This is a genomic window from Siccibacter colletis (assembly GCF_000696575.1).
In the GTDB taxonomy this organism is placed as follows: domain Bacteria; phylum Pseudomonadota; class Gammaproteobacteria; order Enterobacterales; family Enterobacteriaceae; genus Siccibacter; species Siccibacter colletis.
This window is the reverse complement of the sequence record NZ_JMSQ01000001.1, coordinates 38,911-59,236: the sequence shown is the minus strand read 5'-3', so window position 1 is coordinate 59,236 and position 20,326 is coordinate 38,911. Positions and strand designations below refer to the sequence as shown.

Below are 20,326 nucleotides of genomic sequence, written 5' to 3'. Positions count from 1 at the left end.
AATGAGCATGGCGGGGAATGACCGCGAACCTATCGGACGTAAAGGCAAGCCTGCACGTCCGGCAAAGCAAAAGGTGAGCCGTCGTCTCAGGGACGATGAGCGCGACGACTATGAGAATGATGATTATGACGATGGAGAACCGATGCCGCGCAAGGTAAAAGGCAAAGGGCGCAAGTCCGGCAACGGCAAGGGCCGCAAGTGGCTGTGGCTACTGCTGAAGCTGTTTATCGTCTTTGTGGTGCTGTTCGCAGCCTACGGCGTTTACCTTGACCAGCAGATCCGCAGCCGTATCGACGGCAAGGTCTGGCAGCTGCCGGCCGCGGTGTATGGCCGTATGGTGAACCTTGAGCCGGACATGGCGTACAGCAAGCAGGAGATGGTGAAGCTGCTGGAAGCGACGCAGTACCGCGAAGTGACCCGCATGACGCGCCCCGGCGAATTTACCGTCAAGGGCAACAGCATCGAGATGATCCGCCGTCCGTTTGATTTCCCGGACAGCAAAGAGGGGCAGGTACGCGCTCGTCTGGTGTTTGACGGCAACCGCCTGGAATCCATCGAGAACATGGACAGCAACCGCCAGTTCGGTTTCTTCCGTCTCGATCCGCGCCTGATCACCATGCTCTCTTCGCCAAACGGCGAGCAGCGCCTGTTCGTGCCGCGTACCGGTTTCCCGGATCTGCTGGTCGATACGCTGGTGGCGACCGAAGACCGTCACTTCTACGAGCACGACGGGATTTCGGTATGGTCGATTGGCCGTGCGGTGGTGGCGAACCTGACCGCGGGCCGTGCGGTGCAGGGCGGCAGTACCCTGACGCAGCAGCTGGTGAAAAACCTGTTCCTCACCAACAAACGTACCCTGTGGCGTAAAGCCAATGAGGCCTATATGGCGCTCATTATGGATGCGCGCTACAGCAAAGACCGCATTCTGGAGCTGTACCTCAACGAGGTGTATCTCGGCCAGAGCGGCGACGATCAGATCCGCGGCTTCCCGCTGGCGAGCCTCTACTACTTTGGCCGCCCGGTGGAAGAGCTGAGCCTCGATCAACAGGCGCTGCTGGTTGGTATGGTAAAAGGCGCATCGCTCTACAACCCGTGGCGTAATCCGAAGCTGGCGCTGGAGCGTCGTAACCTGGTGCTGCGCCTGCTGCAGGAGCAGAAGGTCATCGACCAGGAGCTATACGACATGCTGAGCGCGCGTCCGCTGGGCGTGCAGCCGCGTGGCGGGGTGATTTCACCGCAGCCGGCGTTTATGCAGATGGTGCGTCAGGAGCTGCAGACGCAGCTCGGCGACAAAGTCAAAGATCTCTCCGGCGTGAAGATCTTCACCACCTTTGACTCCGTGGCGCAGGACGCCGCCGAGAAAGCAGCAAGTGAAGGTATTCCGGCGCTGATCAAACAGCGCAAGCTGAAGGATCTGGAGACCGCGATGGTGGTGGTGGACCGCTTCACCGGTGAAGTCCGCGCTATGGTCGGCGGAGCTAACCCGCAGTTCGCCGGCTACAACCGCGCGATGCAGGCGCGCCGCTCGATTGGCTCGCTGGCGAAACCGGCAACCTATCTCACCGCCCTGAGCCAGCCGAACCAGTACCGTCTCAACACCTGGATTGCCGATGCGCCGCTCTCGCTGCGCCAGCCAAACGGCCAGGTGTGGTCGCCGCAGAACGACGATCGTCGCTTCAGTGGCCAGGTGATGCTGGTGGACGCTCTTGCCCGTTCAATGAACGTGCCGACGGTTAACCTCGGCCTGTCGCTGGGACTGCCGGCGGTCACCGAAACCTGGACCAAACTTGGCGTACCAAAAAATCAGCTGCGTCCGGTGCCGGCGATGCTGCTGGGTGCCCTTAACCTGACGCCGGTGGAAGTGGCGCAGGCGTTCCAGACCATCGCCAGCGGCGGTAATCGCGCGCCGATGTCGGCGCTGCGCTCCGTGATTGCTGAAGACGGTTCGGTGCTGTTCCAGAGTTTCCCGCAGGCGGAGCGTGCGGTGCCAGCTCAGGCGGCTTACCTGACGCTCTACACCATGCAACAGGTGATTCAGCGCGGTACCGGTCGCCAGCTTGCTGCGAAGTATCCGCAGCTGCATCTGGCCGGCAAAACCGGGACCACCAACAATCAGGTTGATACCTGGTTTGCCGGGATCGATGGCCGTGAAGTGGTGATCACCTGGGTGGGCCGCGACAACAACCAGCCGACGAAGCTGTACGGTGCCAGCGGTGCGATGGCTATCTATCAGCGTTACCTGGCGAACCAGTCGCCCATCCCGCTGGAGCTGACGCCGCCGGAAGATATCGTTGATATGTCGGTGGATGACGCTGGTTACTTCCAGTGCATGGGCGGCGGCACCCGCGTGCTGCCGGTCTGGACCCGCGATCCGGATGCGCTGTGCCAGCAGAGCATGCAGTCTCAGCAGCAGCAGTCCGGCAACCCGTTTGCCCAGACGCCGCAGGAGCAGCAGGCACCGGCGCAGCAGCAACAGCCGCAGCAGGAAGAGAAAAGCGACGGCGTTGCCGGCTGGATCAAAGACATGTTTGGCAGCAACTAATTGTTGCCTCAAACAATGCAGAAAGGCGGCCTCAGGTCGCCTTTCTTATTTTTATCTGACGGCGTTTCCCTGACGCAAATTCGCGGTGCAGGAAAGCGTCATAATCGCCTTGCTGTTCATCTGGTTATTTCTTACCCCCTCAACGCCGCCAGGCCGCGTACTGCTTGCTAAGCGTACAGCGTTTCGAATATTATCCACGCGCATAATAATAATTCTCGTTTACGTTATCATTCGTCACTTTCACTCAGAGAAACTACAATGGCGCGTTCAAATTCTGCTCAGCCAGTTAACACCTCACTGTGCAAACTTGCGGTACTTGTTGCTGCCGCAACCGGCAGCCTCTCCGCCACCGCCTGGGCGGCGCAGACTACACAGAAAGAAGATACTATCGTGGTTTCTGCGGCAGCCCCGCAGGAAAGCGCCTGGGGCCCGGCACCGACCATCGCGGCCAAACGCTCCGCCACCGCCACTAAAACCGACACCCCGATCGAAAAGACCCCGCAGTCGGTGTCGGTGGTGACCAACGAAGAGATGCAAATCCGTCAGCCCTCTTCGGTAAAAGAAGCGCTGGGCTATACGCCGGGCGTAGTGGTCAGTAACCGTGGCGCATCCACGACTTACGACTTCGTCAGCATCCGTGGCTTTACCTCCGTCGGCCTGAGCCAGAATAACTATCTGGACGGCATGAAGCTGCAGGGGAACTTCTATAACGACGCGGTGATCGATCCGTACATGCTTGAGCGCGTTGAACTGATGCGCGGCCCGACTTCCGTCCTGTACGGAAAGAGCAACCCGGGCGGTATCATCTCTATGGTGAGTAAGCGTCCAACCACGGAACCACTGAAAGAAGTGCAGTTCAAAATGGGCACTGACAACCTTTACCAGACTGGTTTTGATTTCAGTGATGCTCTGGATGATAACGGTGAGTTTTCCTACCGCCTGACCGGTATCGCGCGTTCTAACGATCAGCAGCAGGAGCATGCGCAGCAGAAACGCTATGCCATTGCACCATCCTTCTCCTGGCGTCCGAGCGATAAAACCAATTTCACCTTCCTCTCTTACTTCCAGAACGAGCCGGAAACCGGTTATTACGGCTGGCTGCCGAAAGAGGGGACCGTCGAGAAGCTGCCAAACGGCAAGCGTCTGCATCCTGATTTCAGCGAAGCCGCGAAGAACAATACTTATTCCCGCAATCAGAAAATGGTCGGCTACAGCTTTGACCATGAATTCGATGACACTTTCACTGTGCGTCAGAACCTGCGCTTTGCAGAGATGAAAACGGCGCAGAAGAGCGTCTATGGCACGGGTATTCAGGCCGATGGACATACGCTTAATCGCGGCACCATCGTCGATAATGAACGTCTGCAAAACTTCAGCGTTGATACTCAGCTACAGAGTAAATTCGCCACGGGCGACGTCGATCACACCTTACTGACCGGTGTCGATTACATGCGTATGCGTAACGATATCAACGCTACCTTTGGCAGCGCCCCGGCTATCGATCTTTACGGCTCTTATACCCCGGTAGACTTCGAGTTCGGTGGCGCAGACCCGTACCAGCTCAATGAAACCGAGCAGACCGGCATCTACGTTCAGGATCAGGCCGAGTGGGATAAATGGGTGTTCACGCTGGGTGGTCGCTATGACTGGTCTCAGCAGGGCACTACCGTTCGTGCTGACGGCGGCTCCATCGAACGTAATGATCATCAGTTCACCTGGCGTGGCGGTGTGAACTACCTGTTCGACAACGGTATCTCGCCATACGTGAGCTACAGCCAGTCTTTCGAGCCGAACGCATTTGACCTCTACAGCACTCCGCGTATGGCATTTGCGCCATCTAAAGGTGAGCAGTACGAAGCGGGCGTGAAGTATGTGCCGAAAGATATGCCGGTTGTGCTTACCGCCGCGGTATATGAGCTGACAAAAACCAATACCCTGACCACCAGCCCGACCGATGCTACGCAGCAGGTACCATCAGGCGAAGTGCGTTCACGCGGTGTGGAGCTGGAAGCCAAAGCGGCGCTTAATGCGAATATCAACGTGACGGCGTCTTATACCTACATCGATGCTGAATACACCAAAGATACCAACCTGAAAGGCAATAAAGTCGAGCAGGTGCCGCGTAACATGGGATCTCTGTGGGGTGATTACACCTTTAACGCAGGTCCATTGTCTGGCCTGACGCTGGGTACCGGCGGTCGCTTCATTGGTTCAAGCTATGGCGACCCGGCTAACAGCTTCAAAGTGGGCAGTGCCGCAGTGATGGACGCAGTGGTGAAATACGACCTGGCGCGTTTGGGTATGGCTGGTTCCAGCATCGCGCTTAATGTAAATAACCTTCTGGACCGTGAGTACGTTTCCAGCTGCTTCCAGACCTATGGCTGCTTCTGGGGCGCTGAACGTCAGGTTGTGGCAACCGCCACCTTCCGTTTCTAATTCGTTTTCGGGCACGGTTCGCCGTGCCCTTTTACAAGTTGGCTTTTATGCAGGATAACAAAACGCATCCCGATTCAACGTTCACGCTTTCTGATGTCTCCTTTCGCGTGCCCGGTCGCACGCTGCTTCACCCTCTCTCTCTGACCTTTCCCGCCGGTCGCGTGACGGGCCTCATCGGCCATAACGGCTCAGGTAAATCCACGCTGATCAAAATGCTGGGCCGCCACCAGAGCCCGAGCGACGGCACTATTCTGTTAAACGATACGCCGCTCGACGACTGGAACAGCAAAGCCTTTGCCCGTGAAGTCGCTTACCTGCCGCAGCAGCTGCCGCAGGCGGAAGGGATGACGGTGCGTGAGCTGGTCGCCATCGGCCGCTACCCGTGGCACGGTGCGCTGGGCCGCTTCGGCGCGGATGACCGCGAGCGGGTGGATGAAGCCATTGCACTGGTCGGCCTTAAACCGTTTGCCCAGCGTCTGGTGGACAGCCTCTCCGGCGGCGAACGCCAGCGCGCCTGGATTGCCATGCTGGTGGCGCAGAACAGCCGCTGCCTGCTGCTGGACGAACCCACTTCGGCGCTGGATATTGCGCACCAGATGGACGTGCTGTCGCTGATTCAGCGGCTGAGCAAAGAGCGCGGCCTGACGGTGATCGCCGTACTGCACGACATCAACATGGCGGCACGGTTCTGCGATCATCTGGTGGCGCTGCGCGGCGGCGAGATGATCGCCCAGGGCAGCCCGCAGGAGATGATGCGCAGCGAAACGCTGGAGCATATCTACGGCATCCCGATGGGCATTCTGCCGCATCCGGGCGGCAACGCACCTGTGAGCTTCGTCTACTGATGCGCGATCCGATCACTGCCTCCCTGACGCGCCGCCGGTTATTAACCGCGATGGCGCTCTCGCCGCTGCTGTGGCACGCCACCACCAGTAAAGCCGCCAGCGTCAATCCGCACCGCATCGTCGCACTGGAGTGGCTCCCGGTGGAGCTGCTGCTGGCGCTGGGCGTCACGCCTTACGGTGTGGCGGACGTGCCTAATTACAACCTGTGGGTCAACGAGCCGGCGCTGCCGGACAGCGTCATTGACGTGGGCCTGCGTACCGAACCCAATCTGGAACTGCTGATCCAGATGAAGCCCTCCATGATCGTCTGGTCGTCAGGCTACGGCCCGTCTGCCGAGACGCTGGCGCGTATCGCCCCTGGCCGCGGCTTCAACTTTAGTGATGGTAAGCGCCCACTAACACTTGCAGAAAAGTCTCTGATGGAGATGGCGGCGCTGCTGGACATGACGCCGCAGGCCGAACGCCATATGGCGACCTTTAATCAGACCGTTGAACGCTATGCCCCGCGTTTTCGCACGCGCGGCAATCGCCCGGTACTCATGATGTGCACGATGGATGAACGCCACGTGCTGGTGATCGGGGCTAACAGCCTGTTCCAGCAGGTGCTTGACCGCTGGGGAGTAAAAAACGCCTGGCAGGGGGAAACCAACTTCTGGGGTAGCTCGATAGTGGGTATAGAGCGGCTGGCAGCGATCAAGGATGCCGATGTGCTCTGCTTCGAGCATGGCGATGAGGCGCTTTATCAGCGCGTCGCCGCGACGCCGCTGTGGCAGGCGATGCCGTTTATGCGCCAGCAGCGTTTCCAGCGCGTTCCCGCCGTGTGGTTCTACGGGGCGACGCTCTCCGCCATGCACTTCTGCCGCGTGTTTGATGCCGCGCTGGGAGGCAAAGCATGATGCCGCGTCGTATCGCGTTTCCGGCACTGCTGCTGGCACTGCTCTCGCTGTTTGCCCTGTGGCTGAGCTGGTTTAACCTCAACGCGCAGCTGCCGCGCAGCGACTGGTGGCAGGCGCTGGCTGCTCCGGACGTCAATGTTGTTGACCAGATGCTGTTCCACTACAGCGCGCTGCCGCGGCTGGCGATCTCCCTGCTGGTCGGGGCGGGTCTGGGCCTCGTAGGCGTGCTGTTTCAGCAGGTGCTGCGCAATCCGCTGGCGGAGCCAACCACGCTCGGCGTTGCCACCGGGGCGCAGCTCGGCATTACCATCACCACGCTGTGGGCGCTGCCCGGCGGCTATCTGGTGTCGCAGTTCGCGGCGCTGGCCGGTGCCTGTCTGGTTGGCCTGCTGGTGTTCGGCGTCGCCTGGGGTAAACGCCTTTCACCGGTGACGCTGATCCTCGCCGGGCTGGTAGTGAGCCTTTACTGCGGGGCGGTGAATCAGCTGATGGCGATCTTCCATCACGAACAGCTGCAGAGCATGTTCCTGTGGAGTACCGGCGCGCTTAATCAGACCGACTGGAACATCGTCCAGCGCCTGTGGCCGCAGCTGCTGGGTGGGGCGATCCTGACGCTGCTCCTGCTGCGCCCGCTGACCCTGATGGGGCTGGATGACGGCGTGGCGCGTAACCTCGGTCTTGCGCTGTCGCTGGCGCGTTTTGCTGCGCTGGCGCTGGCGATCGTACTCAGCGCGCTGCTGGTGAATGCGGTGGGGATTGTCGGCTTTATCGGCCTGTTCGCGCCGCTGCTGGCGAAAATGCTCGGCGCGCGGCGACTGCTCTCCCGACTGCTGCTCTCCGCGCTGATTGGTGCGCTGATCCTGTGGGTTGCCGATCAGCTGGTAGTGTGGTTGACCCGGGTGTGGATGGAAGTCTCCACCGGATCGATCACCGCGCTTATCGGCGCACCGCTGCTGCTGTGGCTGCTGCCGCGCCTGCGCACCATGACGCCGCCGGCGATGAATGCCGGCGACAGCGTGCCGGCTGAGCGTCAGCACCGCGTACTGTGGACGCTGGCGGGCCTGGCCGTGCTGGCAGCGTTTATCGTGCTGGCGCTGAGCCTCGGGCGCGACGCCCAGGGCTGGGTCTGGGCCAGTGGCGATGCTCTGTCGCAGCTGATGCCGTGGCGCTGGCCGCGCGTGGCGGCAGCGCTGATTGCCGGGGCGATGCTGGCGGTAGCGGGCTGCATTATTCAGCGCCTGACGGGGAATCCGATGGCCAGCCCGGAAGTGCTGGGCATCAGCTCCGGCGCAGCGTTTGGTGTGGTGCTGATGCTGTTCTTCGTGCCGGGTAACGCCTTTGGCTGGCTGCTGCCGGCGGGCAGTCTCGGGGCGGCGGCAACGCTTTTGATTATCATGGTGGCCGCGGGGCGGGGCGGTTTCTCACCGCACCGTATGCTGCTGGCCGGGATGGCGCTCAGCACGGCGTTTACCATGCTGCTGATGATGCTCCAGGCGAGCGGCGATCCGCGTATGGCGCAGGTGCTGACCTGGATTTCCGGGTCCACCTATAACGCCACTGCGCAGCAGGTTGCCTCCGGGGCCGTGGTGATGGTGGTGCTGTTTATCCTCACGCCGCTGTGTCGCCGCTGGCTGACGGTCTTGCCGCTGGGCGGTGAGACGGCGCGGGCGGTAGGTATGGCATTGACGACGTCGCGGGTACTGTTGCTGCTGCTGGCTGCCAGCCTGACGGCCTGCGCCACGCTGATCATCGGGCCGCTGAGCTTTATCGGGCTGATGGCACCGCACATTGCGCGCATGATGGGCTTCCGCCGCACCATGCCGCACATTGTGATGTCGACACTGATCGGCGCGATGCTGATGGTGTTCGCCGACTGGGCCGGGCGGATGGTGATGTTCCCGTACCAGATCCCTGCCGGGCTGCTGTCGTCGTTTATCGGCGCGCCGTATTTTATCTACCTGTTGAGAAAACAGAGCCGGTAACGGTGTTTGTTAAAGGTGGGTGCGCTGGCGCTTACCCACCCTACAAAAACCGGATATTTCAGTAACCGTAGGGCGGGTAAGCGAAGCGCACCCGCCGTTGACGGAGATGTTAAAGGTGGGTGCGCTGACGCTTACCCACCCTACAAAAACCGGATGTTTCAGTGACCCAGGGCGGGTAAGCGAAGCGCACCCGCCGTTGGCAGGGATTACAGCTGGGCGAAGACGCGGCGGGCGGCGTCGATGGTGTTATCGATATCCGCTTCGCTGTGGGCCACGGACATAAACCCGGCTTCAAACGCCGACGGGGCCAGGTAAATGCCCTCTTCCAGCATCAGGTGGAAGAAGCGCTTGAAGCGCTCGACGTCACAGCCCAGCACATCCTGATAGCAGGTCACGGTTTCGGCGCGGGTGAAGAACAGGCCGAACATGCCGCCAACATGGTTTACCACCAGTGGAATGCCGGTCTCGTTCGCAGCACGCAACAGACCCTCTGCCAGACGGGTAGTGAGATCGGTTAAGGTCTGGTGGATGCCCGGCTGCGCCACTTCGGTCAGGCAGGCGTAGCCCGCTGCCATCGCAATCGGGTTACCCGACAGGGTGCCCGCCTGATAAACCGGCCCGGTCGGGGCCAGCGCCGCCATCACCTCACGACGACCACCAAATGCGCCCACCGGCATGCCGCCGCCGATGATTTTGCCCAGGCAGGTCAGGTCCGGCACCACGTTGTAGTACGCCTGCGCACCCGCCAGCGCGACGCGGAACCCGGTCATCACCTCATCGATAATCAGCAGCGCGCCGAATTCGTCGCACAGCGCACGCAGGCCCGGAAGGAAGTCCGGCTGCGGCGGGATGCAGTTCATGTTGCCCGCCACCGGCTCGACGATGATGCAGGCGATATCCGCAGGATACTGTTCGAACGCGGCGCGTACCGAGGCCAGGTCGTTATAGGTGCAGGTCAGGGTGTGCTTCGCGAAATCTGCCGGAACACCCGGAGAGTTCGGTTGGCCGAGGGTCAGCGCACCGGAACCTGCCTTCACCAGCAGACAGTCGGCGTGACCGTGGTAGCAGCCTTCGAATTTGATGATTTTGTCGCGGCCGGTGAAGCCGCGCGCCAGGCGAATGGCGCTCATGGTCGCCTCGGTGCCGGAGTTCACCATGCGCACCATATCCATAGTCGGCACCAGCTCGGTCACCAGATCCGCCATTTTCACTTCCATTTCGGTCGGCGCACCAAAGCTCAGGCCGCGCGAGGCTGCTTCGATCACTGCGTTGCGGATGGCCGGGTGGTTGTGGCCCAGCACCATTGGACCCCAGGAGCCAACGTAATCAACATAGGCCTTGCCATCGACGTCATACAGGTAAGCCCCGTCGGCGCGTTCGATAAACAGCGGCGTGCCGCCCACGCCGGTAAACGCGCGCACCGGCGAGTTCACCCCGCCGGGAATGACGTTCTGCGCGGCGGTATAAAGGTTTTCGGACTTGCTCATGACTGGCTCCTGATTCGTAGGAAATATAACTGCGGGCTATTCTAGGGGTTATCCGTCCGTTGTTCTACCCACGCGCGTGCTTGCCTTTTCCGCCGCGTTTGCGCCAGCACAAGACCTTTGGCGCGTCGGCAACTACAATGTGGCCCGGCTTTGGTATGACAAATGAGTTGAATCCCGTTATGAAACCGGTAATTCCTGCTTCTCAACAGATTATCCGCTTACGGCGCGGCGACATGGTGCGCCGTCTGCTGCTGCGTGACAAAACGCCACTCCTGATCCTGCTGATGGCGGCCATCGTCGGGACGCTGACCGGTCTGGTCGGCGTGGCGTTTGAGCGCGCCGTGAACTGGGTGATGCAGCAGCGGCTCGGCCTGCTGGCTCAGGTGGCGGACAGCGCGGTGCTGGTATGGCCGCTGGCGTTTATTCTCTCGGCGCTGCTGGCGATGGTGGGCTACTGGCTGGTACGCCGCTTTGCCCCGGAAGCGGGCGGGTCAGGCATCCCGGAAATCGAAGGGGCGCTGGAGGAGCTGCGCCCGGTGCGCTGGTGGCGCGTACTGCCGGTGAAATTTATCGGCGGGATGGGGACGCTGGGCGCGGGAATGGTACTCGGGCGTGAAGGGCCGACGGTGCAGCTTGGCGGTAACGTCGGGCGGATGGTGCTGGATCTGTTCCGCCAGCGCGGGGCGGAGGCCCGGCATACGCTGCTGGCTACCGGTGCGGCGGCAGGGCTGTCGGCGGCCTTCAATGCCCCGCTGGCGGGCATCCTGTTTATTATTGAAGAGATGCGCCCGCAGTTTCGCTATAACCTTATCTCCATCAAAGCGGTATTTACCGGCGTGATCATGTCGAGCATCGTATTCCGCGTGTTTAATGGCGAAACCGCTGTCATCGAGGTAGGGCAGCTGTCGAGCGCGCCGCTGAATACCCTGTGGCTGTACCTGCTGCTGGGGATGATCTTCGGCGGCGTCGGGCCGCTGTTTAACACGCTGGTGCTGCGTATGCAGGACGGTTTTCACCGGCTGCATGGCGGAAATACCACCCGCTGGGTGCTGATCGGCGGAGCGATTGGCGGGCTGTGTGGCATTCTCGGGCTGATTGCGCCGGGCGCTGCCGGGGGCGGTTTTAGCCTGATCCCGATTGCCGCAGCGGGGAACTTCACCGTCGGCATGCTGCTGTTTATTTTTATCGCCAGGGTGATTACCACGCTGCTCTGTTTTTCCTCCGGTGCGCCGGGTGGTATTTTTGCGCCGATGCTGGCGCTGGGTACGCTGCTGGGCACCGCCTTTGGCATGGTGTGCGCCGCGTGGTTACCGGCGCTGGGGCTGGATGTCGGGACGTTTGCCATTGCGGGTATGGGGGCGCTGTTCGCGGCATCGGTGCGTGCGCCGCTCACCGGTATCGTGCTGGTGCTGGAGATGACCGATAATTACCAGCTCATTTTGCCGATGATTATTACCTGTCTGGGTGCGACACTGCTGGCGCAATTCCTTGGCGGCAAGCCGCTTTATGCCACGATCCTCGCCAGAACCCTGGCGCGGCAGGAGGCTGAACAGCAGGAGCGCGCCGGGGCGAGGACTTGAACGATTTGACCGCGTAACGGATAATGGCCCAATGCATTGGGTTATTATTTGCCCAGTCGGTAGGGTTAATGGGAGTGAAAAATGAGTGATGACGTAGCGCTGCCGCTTCAGTTTACTGAGGCCGCGGCCAATAAAGTGAAAAACCTGATCGCCGATGAAGAGAATCCCGATCTGAAACTGCGCGTGTATATCACCGGCGGTGGCTGCAGCGGTTTCCAGTATGGTTTTACCTTCGATGACCAGATCAACGACGGTGATATGACCATCGAGAAAGCGGGCGTAGCGCTGGTGGTTGACCCGATGAGCCTGCAGTACCTCGTAGGCGGCGCGGTAGACTATACCGAAGGCCTGGAAGGCTCCCGCTTCGTGGTGACCAACCCGAACGCGAAAAGCACCTGCGGGTGTGGTTCCTCGTTCAGCATCTGAGTCACCGAACGCAAAGAAAAAGCCGTGCTGAGCACGGCTTTTTTATTTAGTGCTTTTCGTCCAGCGCGAAGGTGGGCAGCTTCAGGTGCCAGCGAATGGCTGCGAGGCGAATGGACAGCGTGACCACCATTCCCATCATACTTGCCTGCTCCAGCGGCACTGCAAAGGTGTAATATGCCGTGGCGTGTACGATGCCGCCGACAATACAGGCGGTGGCGTAGATTTCCGTGCGCAGGATCATCGGGATCTCGCGGGCCAGCACATCGCGGATAATCCCGCCGCCAACCCCGGTCAGCACACCCATGCAGATGGCGACCAGCGGCCCGGTGCCAGCGAGGAACGCCTTGTTAACGCCGATGCCGACAAACACCGCCAGCCCGACGGCATCCAGCACCGGCAGTACCCATTTCGGCAGGCGACGCGGCTGGCGCACCACCAGAATCGTCACCAGGCAGGTGACCATCGCCACCACCAGGTCCGTCGGATCTTTCACCCAGAATACCGGGCCGTGCGCCAGCGCCATATCGCGAATGGTGCCGCCGCCGACGGCCGTCACCACGCCGAGCACCAGCACGCCGAACGGGTCCATGCGCAGCTTGCCAGCCAGCAAAACGCCGGAAATGGCAAACACCGCGGTGCCAATAATATCCAGCCAGTAGATGAGCATGCGTCGACTCTCCGGTTACGTTACCTGCTTCAGCGCGGCACACAGCTGCTGCGCGGCGAGGATAATACGCGGACCGGCGCGTTCAAACCAGTCATCGTTAATGGCGATAACCGGCACCGCAAGCTGGCTGCTCCAGTACTGCTGAACTTTCGGAATTGCGCGCGCCCCGCCGGTGATGACAATCGCCTCGGGGCGACGGGCCAGCACCTGCTCACGGCTCACCTGCGGCCAGGGAACCCGGCTGTCAGCAAACACGTTTTTGCCGCCGCAGGTTTCCAGTAGCTGGTGTTGCAGCGAGCCGGACCCGGAGGTAAACAGCGGGGCGGTGCCGAACTGCATAAACACCTTTTTGGGGCGGGCGGTGGCGTATTGCGCGCGCAAGGCCTGAAAGCGCTGCTCAAGCGAGGCCGCAGCGGTGCGCGCGGTATCCGGCGTCGGACTCCAGCGGGCGAGGGCGCGCAGGGCATCGGCGACCTCGGCAACCGTCGCCGGGTCGAGCCACAACACCTCAATACCCAGAGCTTTAAGCTGATCGACCTGACGCGCGGCGTTACCGGCCCGCCAGGCGACAACCAGATCCGGCTTCAGCGCCACGATGCGTTCCAGATTGATACCCTGCCAGTTTGCCACCTGCTCAAGGTTGCGGGCGGCCGCAGGGTAATCTGAGTAAGCGCTTACCGCGACAGGCGTGATCCCCGCAGCAAAGGCCAGTTCGGTGTTCGCCGGGGAGAGGGTAATGACGCGCGGCGCAGCAGACAGCCACGCCGGCAGCAATAACACCAGGGCGCACAGCGCCCTGAAAATACCGGGCTTAGCCACGCGCCAGGTTCTGGACGAGGGTTTCTACCATCAGGCTGGACTGTTTTGCCGCCGTCGCCAGGAACTCCTCAAAGCTCAGGTGAGATGCCTGGTCCGCGACGTCAGAGATGGCGCGCACCACCACGAACGGCACGCCGAAGTTATGGCAGACGTGAGCGATAGCGGTTGCTTCCATCTCTACCGCCACCGCCTGCGGGAAGTTGTGGCGGATTTTCGCCAGGCCTTCCGCGCCGTTGATGAACGCATCGCCGCTGACAATCAGGCCGCGCACGGCATTCAGGTTGAGCTGCTTAATGCAGGCTTCCGCCGCGCTCACCAGGTTATCATCGGCTTTGAACGCCGCCGGGCAGCCCGCCATCTGACCGATCTCATAACCGAACGCGGTGACGTCCGCATCGTGGTAGCGCGCTTCGTCAGAAACCACGATATCCCCGACGTTCAGGGTTGGCGCGAGGCCGCCCGCAGAGCCGGTGTTGATGATAAGATCCGGCTTGCAGTGCTCCAGCAGCAGAGCAGCACCCATCGCGGCAGAGACTTTCCCGATGCCCGATTTCAGCAGGGCTACGTCGGTGCCGTTCAGCGTGCCGGTATAAATTTCCAGGCCTGCCAGGGTGAGGGTCTGACGGTTTTCAATTTTGTCACGCAGCAGCGTAACTTCTTCTTCCATAGCACCAATAATGCCTGCTTTCATAGGTCAACTCGCAATAGTAATGGGACATAAACGCCTTTTCGCGGCATAGTCTATCATGGCACTGTAGCAGGGTTTACTTCGCATCTGATTCCGCCTCAGGGAGAGCGTATGGCTGAGATAGATTTTACCCGGAAGATCAACTGGCATCGCCGGTATCGCTCACCACAGGGCGTGAAAAGCGAGCACGATATTTTGCGCATTTTTGAAAGCGATCGCGGGCGCATCATCAATTCGCCGGCCATTCGCCGTCTGCAGCAAAAAACCCAGGTCTTTCCGCTGGAGCGCAACGCCGCGGTGCGTACCCGGCTGACGCATTCGATGGAAGTGCAGCAGGTCGGGCGTTACATCGCCAAAGAGGTGCTGAGCCGCCTGAAAGAGCAGAAGCTGCTGGACGCGTACGGGCTGAGCGAACTGACCGGGCCGTTTGAAAGCGTGGTGGAGATGGCCTGCCTGATGCACGACATCGGCAACCCGCCGTTCGGCCACTTTGGCGAGGCCGCTATTAACGACTGGTTCCGCCAGCGCCTGTTCCCCCATGATGCCGCCAGCCAGCCGCGCAGTGACGACCGCTGCCATAATGTCGATTTGCGCCTCAAAGAGGGCGAGGAGTCGCTTAACGCGCTGCGTCGCCAGGTGCGCCAGGATCTCTGCCAGTTTGAGGGCAACGCCCAGGCCATCCGTCTGGTGCACACCCTGCTGCGCATGAACCTGACCTGGGCGCAGGTGGGCTGCATTCTGAAATATACCCGCCCCGCCTGGCGCATGGAGCCGCCGCCGGCCAGCCACAGCTACCTGATGAAAAAGCCCGGCTACTACCTTTCCGAGGAGGAGTACATCGGGCGTCTGCGCCAGGAGCTGGAGCTGGCCCCCTTCAGCCGCTTCCCGCTCACCTGGATCATGGAGGCGGCGGACGACATCTCCTACTGCGTCGCCGATCTTGAGGATGCGGTGGAAAAACGCATTTTCAGCGTCGACCAGCTGTATCAGCATTTGCGTGACGCCTGGGGCGATCATGAGGCGGGGGATCTGTTTTCCCAGGTGGTGGACAACGCGTGGGAAAAATCGCGCGCCAACTCCATTCGCCGTAGCGGGGAAGATCAGTTCTTCATGTATTTGCGCGTCAATACCCTGAATAAACTGGTGCCATACGCCGCCCAGCGCTTTATTCATAATCTGCCGGTTATTTTCGACGGGTCGTTTAATCATGCGTTACTGGAAGATGAAAGCGCCTGTAGTCGCCTGCTCGACGTTTATAAACGCGTGGCGATCAAACACGTATTTAGCCATCCGGAAGTGGAACAGCTGGAATTACAGGGTTATCGGGTTATTGATGGCCTGCTGAATATTTATCGCCCGCTGCTCGATTTACCGCTGGTCGATTTTCAGGAGCTGGTGGAAAAAGAGAGCGTGCGTCGTCTGCCGATTGAAACGCGGCTGTTCCATAAGCTCTCCGGCAAACACCGGCTGGCCTACGTGGAGGCGGTCAGCAAACTTCACCCCGCTGCCCTTGATTTTCCGGTATGGGAATATTATTACCGTTGTCGGCTGGTTCAGGACTATATCAGCGGGATGACCGATCTCTATGCGTGGGATGAATACCGGCGTCTGATGGCCGTGGAGTGATCCACTATTCAGGATTAGCTTAAAGCCTGTTTAAGCAAGAACCTGTATACCGTGGCCTTGGTCATTTATTTCGCGCAGCGTCCCGGCAGTTTTGTAAAGACGACCAATAAATTTTTACTTTTTACAAAACGTTATTCCCTGAACTTCGCGCTATAAATTGACTCATATGTCGGTACACAGCCTTGCGTGATCTGTAATAGAGATTAGAAAACATGAAAAAAAATCTGTTCGCAATGAGTGCGCTGGCACTCAGCCTTAGCCTTGCTCTGTCTCCGCTGTCAGTCAGCGCTGCCGAGACAACCTCCTCTGCCACCACGGCGCAAACCATGCCGAGCCTGGCGCCGATGCTGGAAAACGTGATGCCGTCGGTCGTGAGCATCAACGTGGAAGGCAGCACCAAAGTCAACACGCCGCGCATGTCGCGCGACTTCCAGCAGTTCTTCGGCGATAACTCGCCGTTCTGCCAGGAAGGTTCCCCGTTCCAGAGCTCCCCGTTCTGCCAGGGCGGTGGCGGGGCCGGTCCTGACGGCGGCCAGCAGCAGAAATTTATGGCGCTGGGTTCCGGCGTGGTGATTGATGCCGCCAAAGGCTACGTGGTGACCAACAACCACGTGGTGAACAACGCCACCAGCATCAAAGTGCAGCTCAGCGATGGCCGTCGTTTTGACGCCAAAATGGTCGGCAACGACCCGCGCTCCGACATTGCGCTGATCCAGATCCAGAATCCGAAGAACCTGACCGCGATTAAGCTTGCCGACTCCGACAAGCTGCGCGTGGGCGATTACACCGTGGCCATCGGTAACCCGTTCGGCCTCGGCGAAACCGTAACCTCCGGTATTGTTTCGGCGCTGGGCCGTAGCGGCCTGAATGCCGAAAACTATGAAAACTTCATCCAGACCGATGCGGCGATTAACCGCGGTAACTCCGGCGGTGCGCTGGTTAACCTGAACGGTGAGCTGATCGGGATCAACACCGCTATTCTCGCGCCGGACGGTGGCAACATCGGTATCGGCTTCGCCATCCCGAGCAACATGGTGAAAAACCTTACCAGCCAGATGGTGCAGTACGGCCAGGTGCGCCGCGGCGAGCTGGGGATCATGGGTACCGAGCTGAACTCCGAGCTGGCGAAAGCGATGAAGGTCGACGCCCAGCGCGGTGCCTTCGTCAGCCAGGTGATGCCGAACTCCTCCGCTGCGAAAGCGGGCATCAAGCCGGGCGACGTGATTGTCTCCCTGAACGACAAAGCCATCAGCAGCTTTGCCGCGCTGCGTGCTGAAGTGGGCACCATGCCGGTGGGCAGCAAGCTGAAGCTCGGCCTGCTGCGCGACGGCAAGCAGATGACGGTGAATATCGAACTGCAGCAGAGCAGCCAGAACCAGGTGGATTCCTCCTCCATCTTCAGCGGCATTGAAGGGGCGGAGATCAGCAACCGCGGCGCAGATAAAGGCGTGGTGGTAAACAGCATCAAAGCCAACTCACCCGCCGCCGCCATCGGCCTGAAAAAGGGCGATGTGATTGTGGGTGCTAACCAGCAACCGGTGAAAAACATCGCCGAGCTGCGTAAGATCCTTGATGCAAAGCCGTCCGTGCTGGCGCTTAACGTGCAGCGTGGTGACAGCTCGCTCTACCTGCTGATGCAATAAATCACTGATTTCTTCCCTAAAGGGCCGCCTGTGCGGCCCTTTTTTGTGAGCCTACCCACAACTCCATACGTCCCCGCGCGGCTTTGTGCATACGCACAATGCCGGGCGCTAATATCTGACATATGCTGGAGCACTGCACAGGGGAGGGGTTATGGCGGGCTGGCATCTTGATACCAAAATGGCGCAGGACATCGTGGCGCGCACCATGCGCATTATCGACACCAACATTAACGTCATGGACGCACGCGGGCGCATCATCGGCAGCGGCGACCAGGAGCGTATCGGCGAGCTGCATGAAGGCGCATTGCTGGTGCTTTCGCAGGGCCGGGTGGTGGATATCGATGATGCCGTGGCGCGGCACCTGCACGGCGTGCGTCAGGGGATAAACCTGCCGCTGCGGCTGGAGGGAGAGATCGTCGGCGTTATTGGTCTGACGGGCGATCCGGAAACGCTGCGCAAGTATGGCGAGCTGGTGTGCATGACAGCCGAGATGATGCTTGAGCAGTCGCGGCTGATGCACCTGCTGGCGCAGGACAGTCGCCTGCGCGAAGAGCTGGTGATGAATCTGATCCAGGCGGATGAGCACACGCCGGCGTTAATCGAGTGGGCGCAGCGGCTGGGTATCGACCTGAATCAGCCGCGCGTGGTGGCGGTGGTGGAAGTGGACAGCGGCCAGCTTGGCGTCGATTCGGCGATGGCGGAGCTACAGCAGCTGCAAAACGCGCTCACCACGCCGGACCGCAATAACCTGGTGGCGATCGTCTCGCTGACCGAAATGGTGGTGCTGAAACCGGCGCTCAACGCCTTTGGGCGCTGGGATGCCGACGATCACCGCAAGCGCGTGGAGCAGCTTATTTCGCGCATGAAGGAGCAGGGGCATCTGCGTTTTCGCGTCGCGCTGGGCAACTATTTCACCGGGCCGGGCAGTATCGCCCGTTCGTGGCGTACCGCGCGCACCACCATGATGGTGGGCAAACAGCGCATGCCGGAAAACCGCAGCTATTTTTATCAGGATCTGATGCTGCCGGTGCTGCTCGACAGCCTGCGCGGCGGCTGGCAGGCCAACGAGCTGGCCCGTCCGCTGGCGCGGCTGAAAGCGATGGACAATAACGGCCTGCTGCGCCGCACGCTTTCCGCGTGGTTTCGCCACAATGTGCAACCGCTGGCGACCTCAAAAGCGCTGTTTATTCACCGCAATACGCTGGAGTACCGGCTCAATCGCATCTCGGAGCTGACGGGGCTGGATCTGGGGAATTTTGACGACCGGCTACTGCTGTATATCGCGCTGCAGCTCGACGAGCAGCGTTAAATAAAAAGCCGGATGGCAGGGCGCGCATCCGGCGGACACGTTATTTGTTGCGGGTAAGCTTTTCGAGGTCGGACTCGATCTCGTTGATCTTGTTCGCCACCACGCTCTCAAGATGACGCAGATCGTCGAGGATCTTGCGTTTCAGATCCACTTCGGTGCGATCGCGCTGGCAGATCTGATCCAGCTCATCAATCACGTAGCGCAGGTTAGGGCTGATCTCCTGCACCTCTTTATACCCCTGGCCTACGCCATCGGCGACCACGGTTTTACGCTGGCGCGGATACTTAAACTTCACGCTTTTGGCAAAAAACTCGCCTTTATCCTTCTGAAAATAGATCTTCAGGATATCGTTGTTGGCTTCCTGCCGGAGGCTGTAACGATCGATTTCATCAGGATTAGTAATGCCCAGACTTTTCAGATTGTCGTACATAGCGGTACCCTTAATCGAATCATAACCAGTGAATAATTAACGAAAATATTCCTTTCCGCCACCGTCAGAGAGCAAAAAGGCGGGTTACCCCGCCTTTTTTATGGTTACTGTTAGTCGATGGTGCGCAACAGCTCATTGATACCCACTTTACCGCGGGTCTTTGCGTCCACCTTTTTCACGATCACTGCGCAGTACAGGCTGTACTTACCGTCTTTAGACGGCAGGTTGCCGGAGACCACCACTGAGCCTGCCGGTACGCGACCGTAGAACACTTCGCCGGTTTCGCGATCGTAGATTTTGGTGCTCTGACCGATGTAAACGCCCATGGAGATCACGGAGCCTTCTTCAACGATCACCCCTTCTACCACTTCAGAGCGTGCACCGATGAAGCAGTTGTCTTCGATGATGGTCGGGTTAGCCTGCAGCGGCTCCAGTACGCCACCGATGCCGACGCCGCCGGAGAGGTGGACGTTCTTACCAATCTGCGCGCAGGAACCAACGGTTGCCCAGGTATCCACCATGGTGCCTTCATCAACGTAAGCGCCGATGTTGACGTAAGACGGCATCAGCACGGTGTTGCGGGCGATGAATGCACCCTGACGCACCGCCGCTGGCGGCACCACGCGGAAGCCTTCCTTCTGGAAGCGCGCTTCGTCGTAATCAGCAAATTTCATCGGCACTTTATCGAAGTAGCGGCTCTCGGCACCCTCGATAACCTGGTTATCGTTGATGCGGAAGGAGAGCAGTACCGCTTTCTTCAGCCACTGGTGGGTAACCCACTGGCCGTCAATCTTTTCAGCAACGCGCAGCACGCCGCTGTCGAGCAGGGCAATAACCTGATTTACCGCTTCGCGGGTCACGGTATCAACATTCGCCGGAGTGATGTCGGCACGGCGCTCGAAAGCGGACTCAATAACGTTCTGTAACTGCTGCATTGTTAACTCTTTCCT

At 60.0% G+C, this 20,326-nt stretch carries 16 protein-coding genes; 10 read left to right on the top strand and 6 right to left on the bottom strand.

Going from position 1 to position 20,326, the window contains the following annotated elements; translation table 11 throughout:
• Positions 1 to 7: 7 nt before the first annotated feature.
• The 5 genes from mrcB (at position 8) to fhuB (ending at position 8,701) form a co-directional block, all read left to right on the top strand.
• A complete protein-coding gene (gene mrcB, locus ET34_RS0100265; RefSeq protein ID WP_031518486.1) occupies positions 8 to 2,542 on the top strand; it encodes a bifunctional glycosyl transferase/transpeptidase in 2,535 nt (844 codons plus the stop codon).
• A gap of 258 nt (positions 2,543 to 2,800) precedes the next feature.
• On the top strand, positions 2,801 to 4,978 hold the full coding sequence (fhuA, locus tag ET34_RS0100260; protein WP_031518484.1) for a ferrichrome porin FhuA: 2,178 nt from the start codon (positions 2,801 to 2,803) through the stop codon (positions 4,976 to 4,978).
• Between the two features lie 47 nt (positions 4,979 to 5,025).
• The gene (fhuC, locus tag ET34_RS0100255; RefSeq protein ID WP_031518482.1) at positions 5,026 to 5,823 is read left to right on the top strand and encodes a Fe3+-hydroxamate ABC transporter ATP-binding protein FhuC; all 798 of its coding nucleotides are present in this window, start codon (positions 5,026 to 5,028) and stop codon (positions 5,821 to 5,823) included.
• Positions 5,823 to 6,719 (top strand): Fe(3+)-hydroxamate ABC transporter substrate-binding protein FhuD, encoded by an 897-nt coding sequence (gene fhuD / locus ET34_RS0100250; RefSeq protein ID WP_031518481.1) that lies wholly within the window; start codon positions 5,823 to 5,825, stop codon positions 6,717 to 6,719. The genes fhuC and fhuD overlap by 1 nt, the downstream gene beginning before the upstream one ends.
• Entirely contained in the window at positions 6,719 to 8,701 is a 1,983-nt protein-coding gene (fhuB, locus tag ET34_RS0100245; RefSeq protein WP_031518479.1) for a Fe(3+)-hydroxamate ABC transporter permease FhuB, read from the top strand. Before fhuD ends, fhuB begins: the two co-directional genes overlap by 1 nt.
• A 206-nt stretch (positions 8,702 to 8,907) precedes the next feature.
• Here fhuB and hemL read toward each other — a convergent pair whose 3' ends face one another.
• Complete coding sequence (gene hemL / locus ET34_RS0100240; protein WP_031518477.1) at positions 8,908 to 10,188, bottom strand: glutamate-1-semialdehyde 2,1-aminomutase; 1,281 nt, start codon at positions 10,186 to 10,188, stop codon at positions 8,908 to 8,910.
• A 179-nt stretch (positions 10,189 to 10,367) separates the two neighbouring features.
• On the opposite strand from hemL, the gene clcA reads away from it, so the two are divergent.
• Together clcA and erpA are read left to right on the top strand one after the other, a co-directional pair.
• Complete coding sequence (gene clcA / locus ET34_RS0100235; protein WP_031518475.1) at positions 10,368 to 11,768, top strand: H(+)/Cl(-) exchange transporter ClcA; 1,401 nt, start codon at positions 10,368 to 10,370, stop codon at positions 11,766 to 11,768.
• A gap of 81 nt (positions 11,769 to 11,849) precedes the next feature.
• Positions 11,850 to 12,194: an iron-sulfur cluster insertion protein ErpA gene (gene erpA, locus ET34_RS0100230; protein ID WP_031518474.1), complete on the top strand. Its 345-nt coding sequence runs from the start codon at positions 11,850 to 11,852 to the stop codon at positions 12,192 to 12,194.
• A gap of 46 nt (positions 12,195 to 12,240) precedes the next feature.
• Here erpA and ET34_RS0100225 read toward each other — a convergent pair whose 3' ends face one another.
• Genes ET34_RS0100225 through mtnN form a run of 3 tightly spaced genes read right to left on the bottom strand, consistent with a single transcriptional unit; the run spans position 12,241 to position 14,371 of the window.
• A complete protein-coding gene (locus ET34_RS0100225) occupies positions 12,241 to 12,861 on the bottom strand; it encodes a TRIC cation channel family protein (protein WP_031518472.1) in 621 nt (206 codons plus the stop codon).
• Between the two features lie 15 nt (positions 12,862 to 12,876).
• Positions 12,877 to 13,680: a vitamin B12 ABC transporter substrate-binding protein BtuF gene (gene btuF / locus ET34_RS0100220; RefSeq protein ID WP_031518470.1), complete on the bottom strand. Its 804-nt coding sequence runs from the start codon at positions 13,678 to 13,680 to the stop codon at positions 12,877 to 12,879.
• Positions 13,673 to 14,371 carry a 5'-methylthioadenosine/S-adenosylhomocysteine nucleosidase gene (gene mtnN / locus ET34_RS0100215; RefSeq protein WP_031518468.1) on the bottom strand — a complete coding sequence of 233 codons (699 nt, stop codon included), beginning with the start codon at positions 14,369 to 14,371 and terminating at the stop codon, positions 13,673 to 13,675. Before mtnN ends, btuF begins: the two co-directional genes overlap by 8 nt.
• Positions 14,372 to 14,479: 108 nt before the next feature.
• On the opposite strand from mtnN, the gene dgt reads away from it, so the two are divergent.
• The 3 genes from dgt (at position 14,480) to ET34_RS0100200 (ending at position 18,946) form a co-directional block, all read left to right on the top strand.
• Complete coding sequence (gene dgt / locus ET34_RS0100210; protein WP_031518466.1) at positions 14,480 to 15,994, top strand: dGTPase; 1,515 nt, start codon at positions 14,480 to 14,482, stop codon at positions 15,992 to 15,994.
• Positions 15,995 to 16,206: 212 nt separating this feature from the next.
• A complete protein-coding gene (gene degP / locus ET34_RS0100205; RefSeq protein ID WP_031518464.1) occupies positions 16,207 to 17,637 on the top strand; it encodes a serine endoprotease DegP in 1,431 nt (476 codons plus the stop codon).
• A gap of 151 nt (positions 17,638 to 17,788) precedes the next feature.
• Positions 17,789 to 18,946 carry a CdaR family transcriptional regulator gene (locus ET34_RS0100200; RefSeq protein WP_031518462.1) on the top strand — a complete coding sequence of 386 codons (1,158 nt, stop codon included), beginning with the start codon at positions 17,789 to 17,791 and terminating at the stop codon, positions 18,944 to 18,946.
• Positions 18,947 to 18,986: 40 nt separating this feature from the next.
• Here ET34_RS0100200 and ET34_RS0100195 read toward each other — a convergent pair whose 3' ends face one another.
• Both ET34_RS0100195 and dapD read right to left on the bottom strand, forming a co-directional pair.
• Positions 18,987 to 19,376 carry a DUF3461 family protein gene (locus ET34_RS0100195; RefSeq protein ID WP_031518460.1) on the bottom strand — a complete coding sequence of 130 codons (390 nt, stop codon included), beginning with the start codon at positions 19,374 to 19,376 and terminating at the stop codon, positions 18,987 to 18,989.
• Positions 19,377 to 19,486: 110 nt separating this feature from the next.
• Positions 19,487 to 20,311, bottom strand: a complete 825-nt coding sequence (gene dapD, locus ET34_RS0100190) for a 2,3,4,5-tetrahydropyridine-2,6-dicarboxylate N-succinyltransferase (RefSeq protein ID WP_031518458.1) — start codon at positions 20,309 to 20,311, stop codon at positions 19,487 to 19,489.
• Between the last annotated feature and the right edge of the window lie 15 nt (positions 20,312 to 20,326).